Annotated in this window: 23 protein-coding genes and 1 tRNA gene; 11 read left to right on the forward strand and 13 right to left on the reverse strand. The window is 55.3% G+C overall.

Features of this window, described 5'->3' with window-relative positions; all coding sequences use genetic code 11:
• Window positions 1-39: 39 nt before the first annotated feature.
• From AC1RKC_RS23555 to aspA, 4 genes are all read right to left on the reverse strand, one after another.
• Window positions 40-1749: a protein-disulfide reductase DsbD gene (locus AC1RKC_RS23555; protein WP_493092772.1), complete on the reverse strand. Its 1710-nt coding sequence runs from the start codon at window positions 1747-1749 to the stop codon at window positions 40-42.
• The gene (gene cutA, locus AC1RKC_RS23560) at window positions 1725-2048 is read right to left on the reverse strand and encodes a divalent cation tolerance protein CutA (RefSeq protein ID WP_020824880.1); all 324 of its coding nucleotides are present in this window, start codon (window positions 2046-2048) and stop codon (window positions 1725-1727) included. The genes AC1RKC_RS23555 and cutA overlap by 25 nt, the downstream gene beginning before the upstream one ends.
• A gap of 124 nt (window positions 2049-2172) precedes the next feature.
• Window positions 2173-3474, reverse strand: coding sequence for an anaerobic C4-dicarboxylate transporter (locus AC1RKC_RS23565; protein WP_044553921.1), 1302 nt, complete (start codon window positions 3472-3474; stop codon window positions 2173-2175).
• A 126-nt stretch (window positions 3475-3600) separates the two neighbouring features.
• On the reverse strand, window positions 3601-5037 hold the full coding sequence (gene aspA / locus AC1RKC_RS23570; protein WP_020824881.1) for an aspartate ammonia-lyase: 1437 nt from the start codon (window positions 5035-5037) through the stop codon (window positions 3601-3603).
• 345 nt (window positions 5038-5382) lie between these two features.
• On the opposite strand from aspA, the gene AC1RKC_RS23575 reads away from it, so the two are divergent.
• The 4 genes from AC1RKC_RS23575 to AC1RKC_RS23590 all read left to right on the forward strand — a co-directional run bounded on the left by AC1RKC_RS23575 (window position 5383) and on the right by AC1RKC_RS23590 (window position 8627).
• Window positions 5383-5874: an FxsA family protein gene (locus tag AC1RKC_RS23575; protein WP_020824883.1), complete on the forward strand. Its 492-nt coding sequence runs from the start codon at window positions 5383-5385 to the stop codon at window positions 5872-5874.
• 184 nt (window positions 5875-6058) lie between these two features.
• Window positions 6059-6352: a co-chaperone GroES gene (locus AC1RKC_RS23580; protein WP_004952634.1), complete on the forward strand. Its 294-nt coding sequence runs from the start codon at window positions 6059-6061 to the stop codon at window positions 6350-6352.
• Window positions 6353-6396: 44 nt separating this feature from the next.
• On the forward strand, window positions 6397-8043 hold the full coding sequence (gene groL, locus AC1RKC_RS23585; RefSeq protein WP_020824884.1) for a chaperonin GroEL: 1647 nt from the start codon (window positions 6397-6399) through the stop codon (window positions 8041-8043).
• 239 nt (window positions 8044-8282) lie between these two features.
• Window positions 8283-8627: a DUF4156 domain-containing protein gene (locus tag AC1RKC_RS23590; protein WP_174573637.1), complete on the forward strand. Its 345-nt coding sequence runs from the start codon at window positions 8283-8285 to the stop codon at window positions 8625-8627.
• Between the two features lie 83 nt (window positions 8628-8710).
• Here AC1RKC_RS23590 and epmB read toward each other — a convergent pair whose 3' ends face one another.
• A complete protein-coding gene (gene epmB / locus AC1RKC_RS23595) occupies window positions 8711-9739 on the reverse strand; it encodes an EF-P beta-lysylation protein EpmB (RefSeq protein ID WP_048762794.1) in 1029 nt (342 codons plus the stop codon).
• A 42-nt stretch (window positions 9740-9781) separates the two neighbouring features.
• Between epmB and efp the strand changes: the two genes are divergently transcribed.
• The 4 genes from efp to sugE all read left to right on the forward strand — a co-directional run bounded on the left by efp (window position 9782) and on the right by sugE (window position 11336).
• Window positions 9782-10348 (forward strand): elongation factor P, encoded by a 567-nt coding sequence (gene efp, locus AC1RKC_RS23600; RefSeq protein ID WP_020824887.1) that lies wholly within the window; start codon window positions 9782-9784, stop codon window positions 10346-10348.
• A gap of 70 nt (window positions 10349-10418) precedes the next feature.
• Entirely contained in the window at window positions 10419-10550 is a 132-nt protein-coding gene (locus AC1RKC_RS23605; RefSeq protein WP_115061111.1) for an entericidin A/B family lipoprotein, read from the forward strand.
• A gap of 122 nt (window positions 10551-10672) precedes the next feature.
• Entirely contained in the window at window positions 10673-10804 is a 132-nt protein-coding gene (locus AC1RKC_RS23610; protein WP_020824888.1) for an entericidin A/B family lipoprotein, read from the forward strand.
• 214 nt (window positions 10805-11018) lie between these two features.
• Entirely contained in the window at window positions 11019-11336 is a 318-nt protein-coding gene (gene sugE / locus AC1RKC_RS23615; protein ID WP_020824889.1) for a quaternary ammonium compound efflux SMR transporter SugE, read from the forward strand.
• Here sugE and blc read toward each other — a convergent pair.
• The 5 genes from blc to frdA all read right to left on the reverse strand — a co-directional run bounded on the left by blc (window position 11330) and on the right by frdA (window position 15254).
• On the reverse strand, window positions 11330-11863 hold the full coding sequence (gene blc / locus AC1RKC_RS23620; protein WP_116691417.1) for an outer membrane lipoprotein Blc: 534 nt from the start codon (window positions 11861-11863) through the stop codon (window positions 11330-11332). The genes sugE and blc overlap by 7 nt on opposite strands.
• A gap of 87 nt (window positions 11864-11950) precedes the next feature.
• Window positions 11951-12310: a fumarate reductase subunit FrdD gene (frdD, locus tag AC1RKC_RS23625; RefSeq protein WP_020824891.1), complete on the reverse strand. Its 360-nt coding sequence runs from the start codon at window positions 12308-12310 to the stop codon at window positions 11951-11953.
• 12 nt (window positions 12311-12322) lie between these two features.
• On the reverse strand, window positions 12323-12715 hold the full coding sequence (gene frdC, locus AC1RKC_RS23630) for a fumarate reductase subunit FrdC (protein WP_020824892.1): 393 nt from the start codon (window positions 12713-12715) through the stop codon (window positions 12323-12325).
• Window positions 12716-12730: 15 nt separating this feature from the next.
• Window positions 12731-13465 carry a succinate dehydrogenase/fumarate reductase iron-sulfur subunit gene (locus AC1RKC_RS23635; RefSeq protein WP_493092771.1) on the reverse strand — a complete coding sequence of 245 codons (735 nt, stop codon included), beginning with the start codon at window positions 13463-13465 and terminating at the stop codon, window positions 12731-12733.
• Window positions 13458-15254: a fumarate reductase (quinol) flavoprotein subunit gene (gene frdA, locus AC1RKC_RS23640; protein WP_020824894.1), complete on the reverse strand. Its 1797-nt coding sequence runs from the start codon at window positions 15252-15254 to the stop codon at window positions 13458-13460. The genes AC1RKC_RS23635 and frdA overlap by 8 nt, the downstream gene beginning before the upstream one ends.
• Window positions 15255-15639: 385 nt before the next feature.
• Here frdA and epmA point away from each other — a divergent pair, with 385 nt between their 5' ends.
• Complete coding sequence (gene epmA, locus AC1RKC_RS23645) at window positions 15640-16617, forward strand: elongation factor P--(R)-beta-lysine ligase (RefSeq protein WP_020824895.1); 978 nt, start codon at window positions 15640-15642, stop codon at window positions 16615-16617.
• Between the two features lie 69 nt (window positions 16618-16686).
• Here the strand turns inward: epmA and mscM are convergent, their stop codons facing one another.
• From mscM to rsgA, 3 genes are all read right to left on the reverse strand, one after another.
• On the reverse strand, window positions 16687-20034 hold the full coding sequence (gene mscM, locus AC1RKC_RS23650) for a miniconductance mechanosensitive channel MscM (protein WP_046374665.1): 3348 nt from the start codon (window positions 20032-20034) through the stop codon (window positions 16687-16689).
• Window positions 20035-20047: 13 nt separating this feature from the next.
• Window positions 20048-20944: an archaetidylserine decarboxylase gene (gene asd, locus AC1RKC_RS23655; protein ID WP_261135953.1), complete on the reverse strand. Its 897-nt coding sequence runs from the start codon at window positions 20942-20944 to the stop codon at window positions 20048-20050.
• Window positions 20945-21020: 76 nt separating this feature from the next.
• On the reverse strand, window positions 21021-22070 hold the full coding sequence (rsgA, locus tag AC1RKC_RS23660; RefSeq protein ID WP_020824898.1) for a small ribosomal subunit biogenesis GTPase RsgA: 1050 nt from the start codon (window positions 22068-22070) through the stop codon (window positions 21021-21023).
• 183 nt (window positions 22071-22253) lie between these two features.
• Between rsgA and orn the strand changes: the two genes are divergently transcribed.
• Window positions 22254-22799 (forward strand): oligoribonuclease, encoded by a 546-nt coding sequence (gene orn, locus AC1RKC_RS23665; RefSeq protein WP_020824899.1) that lies wholly within the window; start codon window positions 22254-22256, stop codon window positions 22797-22799.
• 204 nt (window positions 22800-23003) lie between these two features.
• Window positions 23004-23079 (forward strand) — tRNA-Gly (locus AC1RKC_RS23670).
• The last annotated feature ends 1 nt before the right edge of the window (window position 23080 follow it).

The raw sequence follows: 23080 nt of genomic DNA on the forward strand, positions 1-23080 counted from the left end.
TTTGCTCCCTCCAAATTCGGTTCTGAACTTCAGTGTTATTTATTGCACTACTTTCTGCAAATGCGCGTTGAACGTTGGAGCATCCATAAATCCAGTCACCCGCTGGGCCGTCAACTCTTGCCCTGCGCCGTTAAAAAATAGAATTGTCGGCAAACCCAGGACTTTCAAGTGCTTGAGCAATGCTGCCTGTTCGGCATTGTTGGCGGTCACATCCGCCTGCAGCAGCACGGCATTGGCCAGCTTAGCCTGAACGACCGCATCACTAAAGGTATACTTTTCGAACTCTTTGCAGGCGACGCACCAATCGGCATACAGATCCAGCATCACTGGTTTACCCTGTGCTTGCTGCAGCGCCAGGTTGAGCTGCTCCACATTACTGATCTGCGTAAAGTTCAGATGTGGTGCTGCCTGCTGAGTGCTGTTAACGCCAAAAGCCCAGTCTTGCAACGGCCGTGCGGCAATCACCGCCGCTGCCAGTAATAGCATCTGTAAAACACGGGCCCAGCCGCGGGAGGTTTTCAGGCTAAGGGCAAATGCCCAGCCGAAGAACGCCAGGCCCAGCAGGCTCCACAGCCGCAGCCCCCACAGATCGCCGATCACACGCTCCAGCAGAAATACCGGCAGGGCGAGGATCACAAAGCCGAAAGCCTCTTTGACATACTGCATCCATGGGCCGCTACGCGGCAGCAGGCGGTTGCCGAACAGGGTGACGAGCACCAGCGGGATCCCCATGCCTAATGCGTAAAGGTACAAGGTACCGCCGCCGGCCCACATATTACCGCTCTGGGCAATGTAGAGCAGGATCGCGCTGAGTGGTGCGGTGGTACAAGGGGAACAGATCAATCCAGCCAGAGCCCCCATCAGGAACACGCCGGGCAGCGAGCCTCCTTTTTGGGTATTGCTCCAGCCCGCTAAACGCGTTTGCAGCGATGCCGGCAATTGCAATGAATAGAGGCCAAACATCGACAATGCCAAGGCGATAAACAGCACTGAGAGGCCGATCAACACGTACGGATGTTGCAGTGCCGCTTGAAACTGCAGCCCGGCGGCAGCGACCACCAAACCCAGCAAGGTATAGGTCAGCGCCATACCCTGCACGTAAACCACGGCCAACGCCAAAATTCGACCGCTGCTATGCGGTTTTTCACGGCCCAGAATGATGCCGGAAATCAGAGGGTACATCGGCAAAACGCAGGGAGTGAAAGCGATACCGATACCGATCAGCAATGCCCACAGCGGTGAAAACGGCAGATCATTGGGAGCCGGTACCGGCTCTGCCGCAGTAGGGAGTATCGGAGCGGCGGAGGCGCTCACGGCATTCAACGGGATCACGCGCGTTTCCGGCGGGTAGCAGAAACCGGCTTCCGCGCAGCCCTGGTAGGTCACGCTCAGGCTGGCATCTGCCGTTGCTTGTTGCAGCGGAATCTTCAGATTCAGCTGTTGCTTGAAAATGGCGACCTCGCCAAAAAATTCGTCTTTGTGGCTCAGCCCGGCGGGCAGTTCAAAGGCGCCCAGCGTGGCCTGCTTTGGCACCAGTTTGATCTGCTGGCGATAGAGGTAATAACCGGGACGAATTTGCCAGTCCAGCGACAGCTGATTGCCTTGCTGTTTGAAATCAAAGGCGAAGGCCTGATCGACAGGCACGAACTGGCTACCGCCGTTTTGGCCGAACAGCGAAGCCTGGGCCGCCTGCGGCAGAAAGAACAGGCTGCAAAGCAGAAAAATCAGTTTAATGAGGCGTTGATCCATAACAGGTAGTCTTTATCTCCGGCCATCACCGGCAACACCAACAGTTCTGGCGTCTGGTAGGGGTGATGTTGTTTCAGGTAGCTGAGCAGGGCATCTTGATGGTGGCAATCGCTTTTGAACAGCATCTGCACTTCATATTCCTGTTCCAGTTTCCCTTCCCAGTAATATAACGACGTTGCGCCGGGTAACAGCGTGGCGCAGGCCGCCAGCTTTTCCCCCAGAACCCGGGCCGCCAGGTCTTGTGCCGTGGCCTCATCGGGTGCGGTGCAGAGTATGACGACAGCTTCGCAATCAGACATCTTCAGCCCTCTCATCCAGATTATCAGTGGGCACTATACCTTGAAGGGCGGTCAGCTAGAAGGCGAGTTTATCGCCAGTGGGGCAGGAGAGGGGAAACCGGGGCCGCAGCCCCGGGGTGAGGCATTACAGCATCACGCTGCCCAGCAGGAAGCCAAACAGCACCGCCAATATCACGCCGATGGTGCCGGGGATAAAGAACGGGTGGTTAAACACAAAACGCCCGATGCGGGTGGTGCCGGTATCATCCATTTGTACCGCGGCGACCAGCGTTGGGTAGGTTGGCAGGATAAACAGGCCGGAAACGGCGGCGAAGGAAGCCACTGCGGTCAATGGCGATACGTTCAACGCCAGCGCCATCGGCATCAGCGCCTTGGCGGTGGCGGCCTGAGAATACAGCAGCGCCGAGCAGAAGAAGAAAATCACGGCCAACAGCCACGGATGCGATTGAATCACCGTGCCAGCAGTCTCTTTGATCCAGTCAATGTTGGCTTGAACAAAGGTATCACCCAACCAGGCTACCCCCAGAATACAGATACAGGCGCTCATGCCAGCCTTAAAGGTGCTGGAATTAAGCACCATATCGGTATCGACGCGGCACAGCAGGGTGGTCAGGGTAGCGACGCTAAGCATGATGATCAGAATGGCGTTGGTGGTGTTCATCAGCGGTTTTGCTACCAGGCCCAAGCCCGGGCTGTTGATGATGGCGTAGGCCACTACGCACAGCACGCCAAGCAGGAACAGCAGCACCGACACTTTGGCGCGGGGTTTGATTTCCATGATCTTGTTGCCGCGCAGGGTCACCAAACCTTCTTCCAGGCGCTTCAGGTAAACCGGATCGTCCGACAATTTGGAGTCGAACAGCCAGCTTACCAGCAGCGACATCACCAGTACGGCGCAGAAGGTAGACGGCATCACGACCATCAGCAGGTGCAGATAGCTGACGCCGTGCCCTTCCATCACTGAAGACATGTACACCACCGCGGCAGAAATTGGCGAGGCGGTGATGGCAATCTGGGCGGATACCACAGCGGTAGACAGCGGACGGCAAGGCTTGATGCCCTGTTCTTTCGCGACTTCAGCGATCACCGGCAGCGCGGAAAGCGAAATGTTGCCGGTACCGGCGAAGATAGTCAGAAAATAGGTGACGATCGGTGCCAGAATGGTGATGTGCTTGGGGTTCTTGCGCAGCAGTTTTTCCGTTTGCTGCACCAGATAGTCCATACCGCCGGCGACCTGCATCGCCGAGATCGCGGCAATCACCGCCATGATGATGGAAATGACGTCGAACGGAATACTGCCCGGTTTCACGCCAATTAACGCCAGGACCAAAACCCCCAGCCCGCCTGCAAATCCAATCCCGATACCGCCCAGCCTGGCCCCTAAAAAAATGGCCAGCAGAACGATAACCAATTCTACGGCTAACATAGTGTCTACTCCTTAAAATAAGTTTTTTTGAAAACGAAAAGTTAAAATTTTGTGGGCGATGGAAAGTAAAAAGGCACGCTATCCAGGGGGATTTAGCGTGCCTTTTTGGGCTACCGGGTGTGTCTATTATTGTTCATTTTCATCCGTATAGCGTTTGGCTTTATAGGCCGGGTGCATCAGGTTCTCCACGGAGAAGATGTCATCCAGCTCGGCTTCGGTCAGCAGACCGCGTTCCAGCACGACTTCACGTACGCTCTTGCCGGTTTCGGCGCAGATCTTCCCGACGATGTCACCGTTGTGGTGGCCAATGAACGGGTTCAGATAGGTGACGATACCGATAGAATTGAAGACGTAGTGCTCGCACACTTCTTTATTCGCGGTGATGCCGTTAATGCATTTTTCCAGCAGGTTATAGCAGGCGTTGGTCAGGATGTGAATGGACTCGAACATCGCCTGGCCAATCACCGGCTCCATGACGTTCAACTGCAGTTGGCCCGCTTCGGCCGCCATGGTAACGCAAGTGTCGTTGCCAATCACCTTGAAACATACCTGATTGACCACTTCCGGTACGACCGGGTTGACCTTGGCCGGCATGATGGATGAGCCCGCTTGCAGTTCAGGCAGGTTAATTTCGTTCAGACCGGCGCGTGGGCCTGAAGACAGCAGGCGCAGGTCGTTGCAAATTTTAGACAGTTTAACTGCGAGGCGTTTCAGCGCGCTGTGCACCATTACGTAGGCGCCGCAGTCGGAGGTGGCTTCGATCAAGTCTTCGGCCGGCACGACAGGCAGGTTGCTGACTTCTGCCAATTTTTGAACCGCCAGTTGCGGGTAGCCTTCCGGGGTGTTCAGCGCCGTCCCGATTGCTGTCGCACCCAGGTTCACTTCCAGCAGCAGCTCGGCGGTGCGATGCAGGTTGCGGGTTTCTTCTTTCAGCAACACGCTGAACGCATGGAATTCCTGGCCCAACGTCATTGGCACCGCATCCTGCAACTGGGTGCGCCCCATTTTCAGGATGGTTTCAAACTCTTTTGCCTTGCGGTCAAACCCTTCGCGCAGCTGGTTGATGGCGTCGATAAGCTTCTGATTAGAGGCGTAAACCGCAATGCGGAAACCGGTTGGGTAGGCGTCGTTGGTAGACTGGCACTTGTTGAGATGATCGTTAGGGTTCAGGTATTGGTATTCGCCTTTCTGGTGGCCCATCAGCTCCAGACCAATATTCGCCAGCACTTCGTTGGTGTTCATGTTCAATGAAGTGCCCGCGCCGCCCTGGAACACATCCACCGGGAACTGGTCCATGCATTTGCCTTTATCCAGCACTTCGTCACAGGCCTGGATGATGACATCAGCGATTTTACGTGGAATGGTTTTGAGTTCTTTGTTCGCCATCGCTGCGGCTTTTTTTACCATTACCATGCCGCGAACAAACTCGGGCACATCGCTGATTTTGCTGTTGCTGATATAAAAGTTTTCAATCGCACGCAGAGTGTGAACACCGTAATAGGCTTCTGCGGGGACTTCACGTGTTCCTAACAGGTCTTCTTCGATACGAATGTTATTTGACATGTGAACCTTCTTTGTATTGCTGCCGAATTAATTAATTGTCAGGGAACCAAATTATGTTGCCGAAGGCTTCAGGCATGAAACGATTAACCACTGTGCCCGTTGCTGCCCAGATCATATGCTGGTTAGTAATAAATGACTGAATCCAGATCACCTTCTGAGCCTTCTTAAATTGCCTGTTTCTGGTTCTGTGATCCCTTTCACGTTTATTAACTTTAGCAATAAAAAAGGGCCTTTGGTTGAAATGCACGCCGGCAGACCCCATTGTATTTAGGTCGGCCGTTTACCGGCCCCCTTTTCGCGCCGTCGCCAACGTGCGGTTGCGCAGATCTACCAGAGGAGAACCAGGTGCGCTGGTTACCGTTACTGCTGATATTTCTGTTGGCTTACATAGAGATATCCCTATTTATTAAAGTCGCCGCCGTATTGGGCGTGGCGATTACCCTGTTGCTGGTGGTGTTCACCTCCTGCGTCGGTATTTCGCTGGTGCGCAACCAGGGCATGAAGACCTTCATGCAGATGCAACAAAAGCTGGCCGCAGGTGAAAGCCCTGCGTCGGAAATGGTGAAAAGTGTTTCACTGGTGTTAGCGGGCTTCTTGCTGCTGGTGCCGGGATTCTTTACCGATTTCCTCGGCCTGTTGTTGTTACTGCCCCCGGTGCAAAAATCGCTGACGTTGAAGTTGATGCCTCATCTTTCCGTTTACCGCCCCGGCGGTTGGAGCCAGGGCGGTAATGCTGCCAACGGCAACACCTTCGACGGCGAGTTCCAGCGTAAAAACGACGATCGCTATACGCTGGATCATCAGCCCGACGATCATGACAAACGCAACGATCGTTGAAAAAACGCGGCCCAGGCCGCGTTTTTCGCATCAGTAGCTCAGTATTGCCATCAAAAGCGAAAATTTTTTTGGCCGCCCCCTTGAAGGGGGATGGAATGCCCCCATTTCAAATCCCACAAGCCGGTATTCACAATCCGGTGACAACCCTAAATCTGATAGAGACCTTCTTACAGGAGAGCGTTCAATGAGTATTCGTCCATTGCATGACCGCGTTATCGTCAAGCGCAAAGAAGTTGAATCAAAATCTGCTGGCGGCATCGTCCTGACTGGCTCTGCAGCGGGTAAATCTACTCGTGGCGAAGTTGTCGCGGTGGGTAAAGGGCGTGTTCTGGAAAGCGGCAACATCCAGCCGCTGGATGTGAAAGTTGGCGATATCGTGATTTTCAACGACGGTTACGGCGTGAAAGCAGAGAAGATCGACAATGAAGAAGTGTTGATCATGTCCGAAAGCGACATTCTGGCAATTGTTGAAGCGTAAGTGCGCTTTATCTTCTGAACTGAACGAGTTGAAGGGAAATACCAATGGCAGCTAAAGACGTAAAATTCGGCAATGACGCTCGCGTGAAAATGCTCCGCGGCGTGAATGTTCTCGCTGATGCAGTAAAAGTGACCCTGGGCCCGAAAGGCCGTAACGTAGTGCTGGATAAGTCCTTCGGCGCTCCTACCATCACTAAAGATGGCGTATCTGTTGCTCGTGAAATCGAACTGGAAGACAAGTTTGAAAACATGGGCGCGCAAATGGTGAAAGAAGTTGCCTCTAAAGCGAACGACGCTGCGGGCGACGGTACCACCACTGCAACCGTACTGGCTCAATCCATCATCACCGAAGGCCTGAAAGCTGTGGCTGCCGGCATGAACCCAATGGATCTGAAGCGCGGTATCGACAAAGCGGTTATCGCCGCTGTTGAAGAACTGAAAAAACTGTCCGTACCTTGCTCTGACTCCAAAGCTATCGCTCAGGTAGGCACCATCTCTGCAAACTCCGACGAAACCGTGGGTAAACTGATTGCAGAAGCGATGGAGAAAGTGGGCAAAGAAGGCGTTATCACCGTTGAAGAAGGCACTGGCCTGCAAGACGAGCTGGACGTTGTTGAAGGTATGCAGTTCGACCGCGGTTACCTGTCTCCATACTTCATCAACAAGCCAGAAACCGGTTCTATCGAACTGGAAAGCCCGTTCATCCTGCTGGCTGACAAGAAAATCTCCAACATCCGTGAAATGCTGCCAGTACTGGAAGCCGTAGCGAAAGCCGGCAAACCACTGCTGATCATTGCTGAAGATGTTGAAGGCGAAGCGCTGGCTACTCTGGTGGTTAACACCATGCGCGGCATCGTGAAAGTGGCTGCGGTTAAAGCACCTGGTTTCGGCGACCGTCGTAAAGCCATGCTGCAGGACATCGCTACCCTGACTGCCGGTACCGTTATCTCTGAAGAGATTGGTCTGGAGCTGGAAAAAGCGACCCTGGAAGATCTGGGCCAGGCTAAGCGCGTTGTGATCAACAAAGACACCACCATCATCATCGATGGCGTGGGCGACGAAGCGACTATCCAAGGCCGCGTTACCCAGATCCGTCAGCAGATCGAAGAAGCGACCTCTGACTACGATCGTGAAAAACTGCAGGAGCGTGTCGCTAAACTGGCTGGCGGCGTTGCCGTTATCAAAGTGGGCGCAGCAACTGAAGTTGAAATGAAAGAGAAGAAAGCCCGCGTTGAAGATGCCCTGCACGCGACCCGTGCTGCGGTTGAAGAAGGCGTGGTTGCCGGCGGTGGTGTTGCACTGATCCGCGTAGCAAGCAAAATCGCTAACCTGAAAGGCGACAACGAAGACCAGAACGTCGGTATCAAGGTTGCTCTGCGCGCGATGGAATCTCCACTGCGTCAGATCGTAATCAACGCCGGTGAAGAAGCTTCCGTGATTGCCAACAACGTGAAAGCAGGCGAAGGCAGCTACGGCTACAACGCTTACACCGAAGAATACGGCGACATGATCGCGATGGGTATCCTGGATCCAACCAAAGTAACCCGTTCTGCTCTGCAGTACGCGGCTTCTGTGGCTGGCCTGATGATCACCACCGAGTGCATGGTGACCGACCTGCCAAAAAGCGACGCACCTGATTTAGGTGGCGCTGGCGGTATGGGTGGCATGGGCGGCATGGGCGGCATGATGTAATCATCCCCCACGTTCGCGTGTGCAAAAGCCCCGGCCAATTGGTCGGGGTTTTTTTTTGCGTGCTTTGTCTCACTGCTTTTGATGATATTTATGCAGACCGGGCTGATTTAGCTGGTAAACTGATCTTTCATCAGCTGTCGCTCAAGACGTTGGCCAGCACCAGTGGCAACGGATGCTTAAGAGATAGCAACGCTTTCTGATAAGCTTTTGCGAAACTCTCAATATAGATGGGGAACAAGATGCGGATTAAAGCCTTACTGGGTCTTTCGACAGCCTTGCTGCTGGCAGGTTGCAGCAGCACCAATGAACTTTCCGCCGCAGGTCAGCAGGTTAAATTTACCGATACCAAACCGGCGGCAGAATGCCAGCTGGTGGGCGAAGTGACTGGCACCCAGAGCAACTGGTTGTCCGGTAACGGTGGTGAAGGCAGCTCCATGCGCGGCGCGGCAAACGATCTGCGCAACAAGGCAGCGGCAATGGGCGGCAACGTGATTTATGGTGCTACCAGCCCAAGCCAGAACCTGCTTTCAAGCTTTGCCCCGCTGGACAGCAAAATGGCCGGCCAGGTTTATAAGTGCCCGTAACGCAAGATTAATGCGTACGTCATAGCATAAAAAAGAGGCATGCCCAGGCATGCCTCTTTTGTTTTTGTCATTCCGTCGGTCAGTCAATCTTGCATCAGGCGCAGGTCGAGCGGCGTTTTGCTTGGCTTGCCGCCGACTTCACGGGTCAGACGCGGCACCATATATCCGGAAACCTTGCTCAGCAGCGCCTGCATAATGGCGCGCGCTTCATCGTCGCTGACCATAAAGTGTGCCGCGCCTTGTACCTTATCCAGCACGTGGATGTAATAGGGCAGGATACCGGCGTCAAACAGCGCATTGCTCAGCGCCGCCAACGTGTCGGCGTTGTCGTTGATGCCGCGCAGCAACACACTTTGGTTCAGCAAGGTGACGCCGGCCAGACGCAGTTGCGCCATGGCTCCCTGCAGTTCACGGTCAATCTCATTGGCATGATTGATGTGCGTGACCATCAGCACCTGTAGGCGTGAGGCCGACAGCCTGCGGCACAGTTCTGGCGTGATACGTGCCGGGATCACCACTGGCAAACGGGTGTGGATGCGCAGGCGTTTTACGTGCTCAATGGCTTCCAGTTCCCCGATCAGCCAGTCCAGCTCGTGATCTTTGGCCATCAGCGGATCGCCACCGGAGAAAATAATCTCATCCAGTTCCGGGTGTTGGCGGATATAATCCAACGCCTGACGCCAGTTGGCTTTATTGCCCTGGTTGTCCTGATACGGAAAATGGCGACGGAAGCAGTAGCGGCAGTTAACCGCACAGCCGCCTTTAACCAACAGCAAAGCACGATTACGGTATTTGTGCAGCAGGCCTGGCACCACGCTACGCTGTTCGTCCAGCGGATCGGTCGTGAAGCCGGGTGCATTGATGAATTCTTCGCTGGCGGTCAGAACCTGACGCAATAGCGGGTCATTGGCGTCGCCGGGACGCATGCGTGCGGCGAAGGCGCGGGGTACGCGCAATGCAAACAGCCGACGGGCTTCACGGCCCTGCGGCAGGTCCGGATGCGTATTCAGTGACAAAAGCTGCAGTAATTCATCGGGATCGGTAATAACATCGGCGAGTTGATGCAACCAATCTTCTCTATATGCCGTACTTTGGGTTATAATGTGTGCCATTTTTTTGGCTAAGCTACCAGTTTAAATATTCAGAGGGCCATCATGGCGACTTATTCTAGCAACGATTTCCGTCCGGGTCTTAAAATCATGTTCGAGGGCGAACCTTACGCTATCGAATCCAGTGAGTTCGTTAAACCGGGCAAAGGCCAGGCATTTGCGCGCGTTAAAATGCGTCGTCTGCTGACCGGCACTCGCGTTGAGAAAACCTTCAAATCTACCGACTCTTGCGAAGGCGCGGACGTGGTAGATACCAACATGAACTACCTGTACAACGACGGTGAGTTCTACCACTTCATGCACCCTGAGACTTTCGAGCAACACGGTGTTGAAGAAAAAACCGTTTCTGATGCGGCAAAATGGCTGCAAGACAACGCAGAATGTATCGTTACCCTGTGGGACGGTCGTCCAATCGCGGTTCAGCCACCGAACTTTATCGAAGCAGAAATCACTGACACCGATCCAGGTCTGAAAGGTGATACTGCCGGTACCGGCGGCAAGCCTGCAACCCTGAGCACTGGCGCCGTGGTTAAGGTTCCATTGTTCGTACAGATTGGTGAAGTTGTTCGCGTTGACACCCGCTCTGGCGAATACGTTTCACGCGTAAAATAAGTTTCAAAAGAAAGGGGCCCTGCGTGGCTCCTTTGCTTTATCCCCTTCCGCATACCTTGGCAGAATCAGCATGATAAAGAAAGCTCTGTTGGTCGTTGTCTCCCTGTTAATACTGATGTCCCTTAGCGGCTGTAATACTTTCCGTGGTTTCGGTGAGGACGTTCAGCATCTCGGCGGCGCTATTTCGCGTACTGCCAGCTAATAACCATTAATGCCTCTAATGTAATCGTGCGAAATAAAACCATTTTAAACAGCAACTCTCGCTAATATTTACTACGCTTAGAAAGCCGTACTTTTTCATCACTGACAAATAAGGACTTTCCTATGCTGAAGAAAAGTATTATCGCGATTTTCTCTTTGATGATCTTGACCTCATTGACCGCATGCAACACCACTCAGGGCGTGGGCGAGGACATCCAGGCTGGCGGCAAGGCTATCCAGCGTAGCGCGGAATAACTCCCTTTACTGACTTGCGGTATTCCGCGAAAAGCTGCCCAAAGGCATCGTTGTGGGATACCGCTTCCCCTCTTGACTATCTCCTGCCGAAAGCTTTGTACTGTTATCCTCCCCGGCAGTGGGTATAATCCCCTGGCATATCACAACGCTAAATGGGACGACCCGTTTACGCATCTGCATTCGGGGACGACCCCACCGTTATGGAGCCTGTTTCATGGCTTGGATTATTCTGCTTATTGCCGGTTTGTTGGAAGTCGTATGGGCTGTTGGCCTGAAATACACCCATGGTTTTACTCGTTTGACCCCCAGCATTATTACTGTTGCCGCCATGGTGGTCAGCATGCTGCTGTTGGCACATGCGATGAAAACGCTGCCCGCCGGCACGGCTTATGCCGTTTGGACAGGCATTGGTGCGGTAGGCGCGGCAATTATGGGGATGGTGTTACTTGGTGAATCAACCAATATCGCACGCATCCTCAGCCTGTGCCTGATTGTTGTCGGCATACTTGGGTTGAAGTTCAGCAGTCACTGATGCTGCGTTTGTTTCACCCAGATTAGCTTATCCGTATCAAAGCCGTTGTGTTTCGCGGTTTGCACTAATCTGTCGCGCGTGGCGGCGTCCAGCGTCGGCGTGCGCGACAGTATCCACAAATACCCTCGGTTTGGGCCGCAAACCAGCGCGTAGCGATAATCTGCATCCAACTCAATCACGTTATACCCACCGTAGAAAGGCCCAAAAAAGGACACCTTGAGTGCGGCTACCTGCGGTGAGCCGGTAAAATAGGCCTTGCCCGTGCTTTCCTGCCATTGTTGTTTTTGCGTATTAAAACCCCGGTTCACCACTTTGAGGCCGCCGTCTTCGCGTGGGCTGTAGTTGGCGGTGACCTGTTCGAGGCCGCGTTCAAAACGGTGATCAAAACGCGCGATTTCATACCAGGTGCCGAGATAGCGCTGGCTGTCGAAATCATTCACTACTTTGATATTCTTCGGCGGGGAAACGCTGCAAGCGGCGGAAAGGAAGGCGGGAATGATCGCGCATAGCTTTGACCGAAAACGCATTGGTTACTCCTGTTTACCGGGTTGGAATAAACAGTGTAGCCGAAAGGCAAAGCAGACGGCCAACGGGAGTTGGCCGCCAGAAGTGTTTTACAGCGTTACCACGCCGATAACGGTGACGACGCTGAGGATGGCCGCCAGGCCATAGAAGACCCATTTACCGGCCGGCACGTGGATTTTCAAATCGTGCATCGCATGGTGAATACGGTGCAGACCGCACCACAGCGGCAGAATAATCATCAGCAGCAGGAACAACCGGCCAATCAGGCTCTGGCAGAAAGCCAACACGCGGTCATAGCCCAGCGCATCGCCTGGGAACCACCCCAGCGGCAGCAGAATGCCGACCAGCAGCACGATAGCGGGCGCGATGATCGCGCCCCACATGCCGCCAGCGCCGAATAATCCCCAGAAAACCGGTTCGTCTGAGCGTTTAGGTGCTTGATTTATCATGTTTCCTCCGGATTACAGCAGGGCCACGGCCAGGATGACCACGCTGGCGACCAGCGTTACCGCCCACAGCGCTTTGACGATAGGCCCTGGCCCCATTTTTTCGCTGTTGACCACGATATTGGCGGCTTTCGGTGCCAAATCGAACCAGGTTTTGGTGTGCAGCAGCGCCGCCAGCAGGGCGACTACGTTAATCAGCAGCACCAGCGGGTTTTGCAGAAAACCGACGAACCCTGCCCAGCTCTCCGCACCGCCTTTCAGCGCAAAAACGCCGTAGATCAGCACGATGCTGAACCACACGGCCGGCACCGAGGTCCCTTCACGCAGCATATAGAAACGATAGAAGCCGAGCTTTTGCCACCAGGTTGGCGTCATGGTGCGCACATAGGGCTTACGTTGTGTTGTCATTGCGGTTTCTCTCCCTTATTGCGGCTTCAGCATGGCGATCATGAAGTCTTTGGCACTTTCCACCTTGCCCTGCTGGATAGCAGCGGCCGGGTCGACGTGCTTCGGACACACTTCAGAGCAGTAGCCGACAAAGGTACAGCTCCACACGCCGTTTTGGCCGTTGAGTTGCGCCATGCGCTGTTTCTGGCCGTGGTCGCGATTATCCAGGTTGTAGCGGTGCGCCAGGGTGATTGCCGCCGGGCCGATGAACTCTGGGTTCAAACCGAACTGCGGGCAAGCGGCGTAACACAGCCCGCAGTTGATACAGCCGGAGAACTGGTGGTACTTGGCCATCTGCGACGGTGTTTGCACGTTAGGGCCGTCTTCCGGTTTGCGGTTATTGCCGATGATGTAAGGCTTAATCGCCTCCAGGCTTTCGATAAAGTGGGTCATATCGACCACCAGATCGCGTTCAATCGGGAAGTTACCCAGTGCCTCTACCTTCATGCCGTCGGTGTATTCGCGCAGGAAGGTCTTGCAGGCCAGCTTCGGTACCCGGTTGACCATCATGCCGCACGAGCCGCAGATGGCCATGCGGCATGACCAGCGGTAGGAAAGGTCAGGCGCCAGGTTATCCTTAATGTAACCCAGCGCGTCGAGCAGCGAGGTTTGTTCATCGTAAGGCACCGCGAAGGTCTCGAAATGTGGCTCTGCGTCGCATTCCGGGTTATAGCGCATGACCTCGATTTTCAGGGTGTTCATCTCAGCCATTTGCCTGCTCCTTATCCTTTTTGTCCTGCGCTTCGGCTTCAGCGCCGTACACACGTTTGGCCGGTGGCAGTTTGGTGATCTTCACGTCGCTGTATTCCAGGCGCGGTGCGCCGTTCGGGTTATGGAACGCCAGCGTATGCTTCAGGAAATTCACGTCGTCACGTTCGGTGCAGCCTTCATCCAGACGCTGGTGGGCGCCGCGGGATTCTTTGCGGTTGAAGGCGGAGTGCGCCATGCACTCGGCGACGTCCAGGCCGTAGCCCAGCTCGATGGTGTACAACAGGTCGGTATTGAACACGCTGGAGTTATCGGTGATTTTGACGCGCTTGAAGCGTTCTTTCAGCTCAGCCAGTTTATCGATGGTTTTTTGCATCAGTTCTGGCGTACGGTAGATACCGCAGCCTTCTTCCATCGACAGCCCCATTTCATCGCGGATCTTCGACCAGTTTTCGCTGCCTTCCTGCTTCATCAAATTGCTGAGTCGGGTTTCGACGTCACGCCCTTGCGCATCAAGGGCACTGCCATTGGCCGGGCCAGATTCCAGCGAGCGACGAGCTGCATGCTCACCGGCCACCCGGCCGAACACCACCAGTTCCGCCAGCGAGTTGGATCCCAGACGGTTGGCACCGTGCAGACCGACTGAAGAGCATTCGCCGACGGCAAACAGCCCCTTGATGCGGGTTTCGCAGTTTTGATCGGTTTCAATGCCGCCCATGGTGTAATGCGCCGTTGGGCGTACCGGGATGGGGTCTTTTACCGGATCGACGCCGACGTAGGCCTTGGCCAGTTCACAGATGAACGGCAGGCGTTCGAGCAGCTTCTTTTCCCCCAGATGGCGCAGGTCGAGATAGACCACGTCGCCGCGCGGGGTGGCGATGGTGCGACCGGCACGCCATTCGTGCCAGAAGGCCTGCGAAACTTTATCGCGCGGGCCCAGCTCCATGTATTTGTTCTTCGGCTCGCCCAGCGGGGTTTCCGGGCCCATGCCGTAGTCCTGCAAATAACGGTAGCCGTCCTTGTTCACCAGAATACCGCCTTCGCCGCGGCAGCCTTCGGTCATCAGGATGCCGGAACCCGGCAGGCCGGTAGGGTGATATTGGACGAACTCCATATCGCGCAGTGGGATGCCGTGATGGAACGCCATGCCCATGCCATCACCGGTGACGATGCCGCCATTGGTGTTGTAGCGGTACACGCGTCCGGCACCGCCGGTGGCCATGATCACCGCATTGGCGCGGATCTGCACGCGGGTGCCTTCCATCATGTTCATTGCGACCAAACCGCGGACCTGACCGTCATCCACCAGAATATCCAGCACAAAGTGCTCGTCGAAACGTTGGATTTGCGGGTATTTGAGCGAGGTCTGGAACAGGGTATGCAGCATGTGGAAGCCGGTCTTGTCGGCGGCGAACCAGGTTCGTTCAATCTTCATGCCGCCGAAGCGACGCACGTTGACCGAACCGTCCGGTTTACGGCTCCACGGGCAGCCCCACTGTTCCAACTGGGTCATTTCCCGCGGGCAGTTGTGGACGAAATGGTCGACCACGTCCTGCTCACACAACCAGTCGCCACCGGCAACGGTGTCATTGAAGTGGTAGTCAAAAGAGTCATGATCCTGAGTGACGGCGGCGGATCCCCCTTCGGCGGCTACCGTATGGCTGCGCATCGGGTAGACTTTTGAGATGAGCGCGATTTTCAGTTGGGGGTTGGCTTCCGCTGCGGCTATTGCTGCACGTAAACCAGCACCCCCGGCCCCAATAATGGCAAGATCGGCGTTAAAGGTTTGCACTGCATTCCTCCAATATTCTTGTTAAGAACGGCAAATTAAATATCTATGCTTAATATTTATAAATATTCTTCGGGTGCTAACTAACTGAGTTCATTGTCGTTGCATAAAGCTTAAGGATAGATATCTCCCACCAATAATGTGGAATTAACTATACCTAAAGTTAAGTAGAAGAAATTTGATGTGATCGATTGTTTTGCCTTTTAACCGGCGGGCGGAAGGATAATTGCCTGTGGGTTAGATTTAACGTTTATTCAACTTTTATTAACCTTTTTGCCAACTATTTATCAGGTAATGTCGAGGTTAAAGCGGCCGGGCTGTTAAGAATTTGTTTGCATGCCAGGATACGAGTAGACTGCATCCCCTGTTTGATTTCGGAGTAATTACCATGAGCGAAACGGCAAGCTGGCAGCCAAGTGCACCCATCGCCAATTTGTTGAAACGCGCAGCGATCCTGACTGAGATCCGGCGTTTCTTCGCCGATCGTGGCGTGCTGGAAGTTGAGACGCCAACCATGAGCCAGGCGACGGTCACCGATATTCACCTGTTCCCGTTCCAGACGCGTTTTGTCGGGCCCGGTGCGGCGGATGGCATGACGCTGTACATGATGACCAGCCCGGAATACCACATGAAACGTCTGCTGGCGGCGGGCAGCGGGCCGATCTATCAGATGGGGCGCAGTTTCCGCAACGAAGAGGCCGGTCGTCATCACAACCCTGAATTCACCATGCTGGAGTGGTACCGCCCTCACTACGACATGTACCGGTTGATGAACGAGGTGGATGATCTGCTGCAGCAGGTTCTGGACTGCGAGAGTGCGGAGACCCTGTCTTATCAACAGGCTTTCCTGCGCCATCTGGATATCGATCCGCTGTCAGCGGAGAAGGTACAACTGCGTGAAGCGGCGGCCAAACTCGATCTGAGCAACATTGCCGATACCGAAGAGGATCGCGATACGCTGCTGCAATTGTTGTTTACCGTTGGCGTGGAGCCGTACATCGGCCGTGACAAACCGGCGTTCGTTTATCACTTCCCGGCCAGCCAGGCGTCGCTGGCGGAGATCAGCACTGAAGATCACCGCGTGGCGGAGCGTTTCGAAGTCTATTTCAAAGGTATTGAACTGGCGAATGGCTTTCGTGAACTAACCGACAGCCGCGAGCAGCGTCAGCGTTTTGATCAGGATAACCGCAAGCGAGCGGAACGCGGTTTGCCGCAGCACCCGATTGATAACAACCTGCTGGATGCGCTGCAGCACGGTATGCCGGAGTGTTCCGGTGTGGCGCTAGGCGTTGATCGGCTGGTGATGCTGGCGTTGGGCGCTGAAAGCCTGAGTGAAGTGTTGGCCTTCCCGGTCGGGCGCGCATAACCGCTAATTCAGTGCCATTGCGATAAAAAAAGGGTTCGGCCATGGCCGAACCCTTTTTGCATACGGCGGTTACAAACTGCCCGATTCGCGTTTGGTGTTGGGCGCCGGTGTGGAGGCCGGCGTGCGACCGTTGCTGGTCAGGCGGGACAGCGTCTCGCTGCGTACCTGGAATGGTGGGTACGGCAGCGTAATGCCGTGCTCGCGATAGCCGGACAAGATCAACTGATGGATCTCGTGGCGCAACGGCATGCGGTGGCCCATCTCGGCGGCGTAAATACGCAGTTCAAAGATCTGGATACCCTGCTGCAGATCGACCAGATAAACCTCCGGTGCCGGATTATCCAGCACCAGCGAACAGCGTTCGGCGGCATTGGTCAGGATCTTGGTCACTTCTTCGCTATTGGCTTCTGCCGGTGCCGGTACGGTCAGTACCACACGAGTCAGGTTGTCCGACAGCGACCAGTTAATGAACTGCTCGGTGATAAACGCCTTGTTCGGCACGATGATCTCTTTGCGATCCCAGTCTGAAATGGTGGTGGCGCGGGTGTTGATCTTGGTGACGGTACCGGTCAGGTTGCGGATCGTCACGGTATCACCAATGCGGATCGGTTTTTCAAACAGGATGATCAGGCCGGAGATAAAGTTGGAGAAGATCTCCTGCATACCAAAGCCCAACCCCACGCTGAGCGCGGTCACTACCCACTGCAATTTCGACCATTCGATACCGATCCAGGAAAAGCTGAGGATGGCGCCGAACAACAACAACAGATACTTGGTAATAGTGGTGATGGCGTAGCCGGTGCCCGGCGACAGATCCAGGTGCTGCAGTACCGCCAGCTCCAGCAGGGCCGGCAGGTTACGCACCAACTGCATGGTAACGATCAGCACCAGGATGGCGATCAATACCGCACCCAAGGTGATTGGATGCGCGGTTTCCACGCCGTTGACCGTCGACGTCACGTCCCACAGGGAGATGTTTTCCAGGAAGGCGAAGGCCGAGTGAATTTCTGACCACAGCACGATCACCGACACCAGCGCGATCATCGTCAGGATCGAACGAACCAACCGGAGCGACTGGGCGCTGATGGTATCCAGATCGATCTCTGAATCATCCATGTCCATCGATCCTTCGGTGCTATTGGGCGTATGCGGCGTTTCTTCTTCACCGCGTGCGCGCTGAGCCAGAATATCGGCCCGGCGTTGCTTGGCGCGGTCAAAGGCGATACGTCGCCGTTGGATCAGCATCCAGCGGCGAATAATGTGGTAAATCACCAGCAGGAAGAACCAGATGGCCACCGACGTTTCCAACCGCGCCAACAGTGCCTGAGAGGTGGTCAGATAGCCGACGGCAGAGGCCAGCGCCGCCAGCAGCGGCGCGGACAGCAATAGCCCCCACAGCGCGGTGTTGACCATGTTCTCGCCAGAGCCTTTTTTATCCAGATACAGCGGGATGCCGGCGCGTTTCAGGCTATTGGTGACGATGGCCAAAGCCAGACACAGCAGGATAAAGCACAGCCGCCCCAGGGTATTGGCAAACTCGCGTTCTTTCAGGCTGTCGAAGGTGATCAACGCCATGATCAGCGGCACTATCAGCCAGATCGACATTTTGTAATAGCGCATGGCGCGTGAAACCTGCTTCACCGGCCAGCGGAAATGCACGATAAACAACCCCTGCGGGTGGGCGAAGGCGGCGCAAATCATACATACCCACAGGATCGGCAGCGTGGCGGTGACACCCTTGCCGATCGCTTCGGCTACCGGGTAGTTCCAGGCGCTTTGCAGGCCAAAGCCGAGCGCTGCCCAGAGCACCGGCAGCGGCAGTGCCACCAAAATCGACCAGAATACGGTGCGCAGGGTCAGGAAGAATTCGTCCTGGGTCACTTTGCCAACCCGGCTGCTGGCGCGTGTCAGGAAGGCGTGGTAGTGCTTGCGAGAGCTGATGCTGAAAATAACCAGCAGCAGGGCTCCGAAGATGGGGATCAGCGTTTCGCGGCTGGTCACCATCATCATGAAGGCCCCACCGAGCTGTGACAGCGTATCCAGCGACAGCAGACGCGTCAGATCGTGCGCGACGTTAATCGGATAGGACAGGGTGATAGGATTGACGTCAGGCACCCAGAACAGATAGCGGTGGGTGGCGTCCTTGATTTCGTTTAACGCCTCGATCAACTGGGTGTTGGCCACTTTCAGCTTGGTCAGCTCGAGGATCTGAGTATCGCACCCGGACAGCAGTGAATTCAGCAGTTCCCTCTGAGTGCGTAACTGGGCGTCGACAATGCGTCTTTCCGCGCTGGTCAGTTCACTGCCGTCGTCACGTTTGAATTCGCGCTGTGACAGTTTTTCCAGTTGGCTTTCAAACTGCAGGCGCTGTACGCGCAGTTGGGCCATATCGCCATCGAGCTGCTGCGGCTTGGGCATTTCCGGCAGCGTGGCGACCTGAGCACGCAGGGTTTCTCCCAGCGCCGATGAGGAGCCGAGCCACTGGGCCTGTTCGATAATGGTGCTTAATGCCTGGCGCACCTGCAGCGTTTGCGCGGCGGCTTGACGTTGTTGGGATGAAATCAGATCCATGCGCTGGGCCTGATTGTTCAGCGCCGCAGACAGTTCACGGTTGATTTGCAACTGCTGACTGATACTTTTCGGCAGATCGCCATTTTGCTCGGCCAACTGCTCGGTTTTTTCCAGTGCCAGTTCGGCTTCGCGCTGTCGCTGGGCATTGAGGTTATTGCGCAGTGCCTGCAGTTGAACGTCAATCTTCTCGTGGCGCTTTTTGTAGACTTCGGCGCGCATCCGCGCCAGTTCCTGGCGGTTGTTGGCCGACAGCTGTGCCAGTTCGAGCTCATCGACTTTGGCTTTGCGTGCAGCGGCTTCCGCCTGCAATAACGCCAGCGCAGCCTGAGCATGCGGAGTGGTCGGGTTGGCGGGTTGTGCCTGCAGGCGACGTTGAACTTCGGTCAATGCACGGCGAGCGTCGGTCTGCTGCTGTGGCAATTGGCCGAGGGAATCGCTGATTTCCCGCGTGCGTTCCTGCTCTTGCTGCAGCAAACGCGCCTGTTCCAGCAGCAGGCTGCTGGTTTGCAGGATTTGCTGTTCCAAATCGCTGGCCGGCAGGTTATCGCCGTTCGGCAGGATTTTGCTGTCTTCCAGCGCTAACTGACGACGCAGTTCCTGTGTCATCTTCGGGAAATCGTCGATCACGCGCTGATACTGCTCAACGCGCGTTAGCGACTCTTTACGCTCCGACAGCCAGTTGAGGGCGCTTTGCAACGCCTCAGTGGTTTCCGCCTGATTAGGCGCGCTCTTGTTGCTCTCGGCCTGCTTCAGCTCCTGTTTGAGCTGTGTTTCGGTGGGCACCGTGGCGGCCAGCACCGGTTGAGCCAGTAAGCAACCGAGCAATAACGTGATAATCAGGCGCACAGCGTCAATTCCTTCAGATCTGCGGTGTTTCAACGGCAGCAGACGCGGCCGGGATTTCTGCGAAGGCTTCGCCCATGCGGGTCACGGTGCCGTTGTTCAACTGCGGCGCGAACTGTACGCTGCCTGGGGTAAACAGGTTAATGACCGTCGAACCCAGCTTGAAGCGGCCCATTTCTTCGCCTTTCTCCAGCACGATAGCGCCATCCGCACCTTCTTCAGGATAGGTCCAGCGTTTGATAATGCCTTCGCGTGGCGGGGTTACCGTGCCGGCCCAGACGGTTTCGATGCTGCCGACGATGGTGGCGCCCACCAGGATCTGCACCATTGGCCCGACAGCGGTATCAAACACGCAGATCACACGCTCATTGCGCGCGAACAGGTTTGGCACGTTGGCCGCGGTCAATGGGTTAACGGAGAACAGGTCACCCGGCACATAAATCATTTCGCGCAGCACGCCGTTGCACGGCATATGTACGCGGTGATAATCCCGCGGAGCCAGGTAGGTGGTGGCGAACAGACCGTTACGGAACGGCTCTGCCAGTACATAGTTGCCGGCCAACAGCGCTTCCAGGCTGTAGTTGTGGCCTTTGGCCTGGAAAATTTGGTCGTCGTGGATCTGGCCGAGCTGGCTGATGGCACCGTCTGCGGGCAGGGCCAGCCAGTTGGCGTCGCTGATGATCGGGCGGGCGCCGTCACGCAGCGGGCGTACAAAGAATTCGTTGAAGCTGGCGTAGGCGCTCAGCTCTGGATGTTGGGACTCTTGCATGTTTACGCGGTAATAACGGGCAAAGCCCTTCAGAACCAATTGGGTCAACCAACCGGCCTGCTTGTCCGCACCCCAGCCCGCCAGGCGGGTCAGAGCCAGCTTTGGTAACCAGTACTGCAATTTAATTTTGATGCTATCCAGCACGTTTAACCTCTTGAATCAGGGTAAAGGGCGCGCATTGTAACGCTGGCTCTGCCACCGTCAACGCCGCCCGGCATTATCAGTCTGCGGCATCGGTGAAGTTCTTGCGAACCTTCACTTGCGCCATGCTTTCCAGAATACGGTGATAGTTGTCGAAACGTTCTTTGGCGATATCGCCTTTTTCCATTGCGGCACGGATAGCACAGCCTGGATCGGTATCGTGGCGGCAATCACGGAACTTGCAACCGCCTAAATAGTTACGGAATTCGACAAAACCTTGGGTGATTTGTTCCGGTTCAAGGTGCCACAGGCCAAACTCACGTACGCCTGGGGAGTCGATCACGTCGCCGCCGTGCTGGAAATGATACAGCCGTGCAGCGGTGGTGGTATGTTGCCCGAGCCCAGAGACATCGGAAACCTGATTTACCAGAATTTGCTCTTTGGAAGCTGGCAGCAGAGCGTTAAGCAGGCTGGACTTGCCGACCCCCGACTGCCCGGCAAAGATACTGATGCGGCCGACCAGCGCTTGTTCAAACGCTTCCATGCCTTCGCGCGTCTGGCTGGAAACTTCCAGCACTCGATAACCAATCTTGCGATAGGTATCCATCATGCCGTCGACCCGTTTGCGCGCTTCGGCATCCAACAGATCGATCTTGTTCAGTACGATCAGCGGTTCAACTTCCAGCGTTTCACAGGCCACCAGGTAGCGGTCGATGATGTTCAGCGAAAGCTCGGGTAATATCGCCGAAACGATAACGATTTGGTTGATATTGGCGGCGATAGGTTTCACGCCGTCATAGAAATCTGGGCGTGTCAGCACCGAGGTGCGTTCATGCACGGCCTCGACAATGCCTTTGACCCCTTCATGGGTACCAACGCCAGGGCGCCACACCACGCGATCGCCGGTGACCAGCGAACGCAGCGTACGGCGAATATTGCAGCGGTGTTGGGTGCCGTCCGCTGCCTCAACGTCGGCATGCATCCCGAAACGGCTGATGACGATGCCGTCCTGCGGCTCGCCCAGCTGGGAATCATCCAGTTCCGGTTTTTTATCGGTGCGTTTCAGGCGACGTTGATGGTTCGCCTGTACACGGCGTTCTTGACCTTTGGACAGTTTGTTCTTGCTCACTGCGCCTCACTTGAATCCGCTTTATCGCTCATGGCGACCAAAAGGACTATGATACACGCTATTTTATATTAAATAACCGTTGTTAGCCGCCACGCGCAGCGCACCTTGGCCGCTGAACGGCCAGCGCCGGTCGCCGCCTTGCCTACAGTTTGTTTATCTTTTGGCTTTTACGCAGGAAATATCATGACAGGAAACGAAAATAACCTGATTTGGATCGATCTGGAGATGACCGGCTTGGATCCTGAACGCGATCGCATTATCGAGATCGCTACGCTGGTCACCGATGCCAATCTGAACATTCTCGCGGAAGGGCCGGTGATCGCCGTACACCAATCCGATGAACAGCTTGCCCTGATGGATGACTGGAACGTGCGCACCCATACCGGCAGCGGCCTGGTGGAGCGGGTGAAAGCCAGCCAGTTCGACGACCATGCCGCTGAGCTGGCCACCATCGCCTTCCTGCAGCAGTGGGTACCGGCGGGCAAATCGCCGATCTGCGGCAACAGCGTGGGTCAGGACCGCCGTTTCCTGTTCCGCTATATGCCCGAACTGGAAGCCTACTTCCATTACCGTTATCTGGACGTCAGTACGCTGAAAGAACTGGCGCGCCGTTGGAAGCCGGAAATCCTCAGTGGCTTCAAGAAGCAGGGCACCCACCAGGCAATGGACGACATTCGCGAGTCGGTAGGTGAACTGGCCTATTACCGCGAGCATTTCATCCAGTTATAACGAATGCAGGGCCTCTTGATCGGGGCCCTACTGCCGAAAGCAGCCGATTCCGCCGCTTAATTAATCAGTTTGGCGCTTTAATCGGCAATCAAACAAAAATCGCGTTTTTTTGCTTTCAGGGGCTTGCGGCAAAAAGGATTTCTCGTATAATGCGCACCCCGTACCGATGAAGAATTTCGTTTAGTTCCGACATCGATACGCCGGGCGGGAATAGCTCAGTTGGTAGAGCACGACCTTGCCAAGGTCGGGGTCGCGAGTTCGAGTCTCGTTTCCCGCTCCAA

It is taken from the genome of Serratia sp. GW822-FHT06E05 (assembly GCF_058799445.1).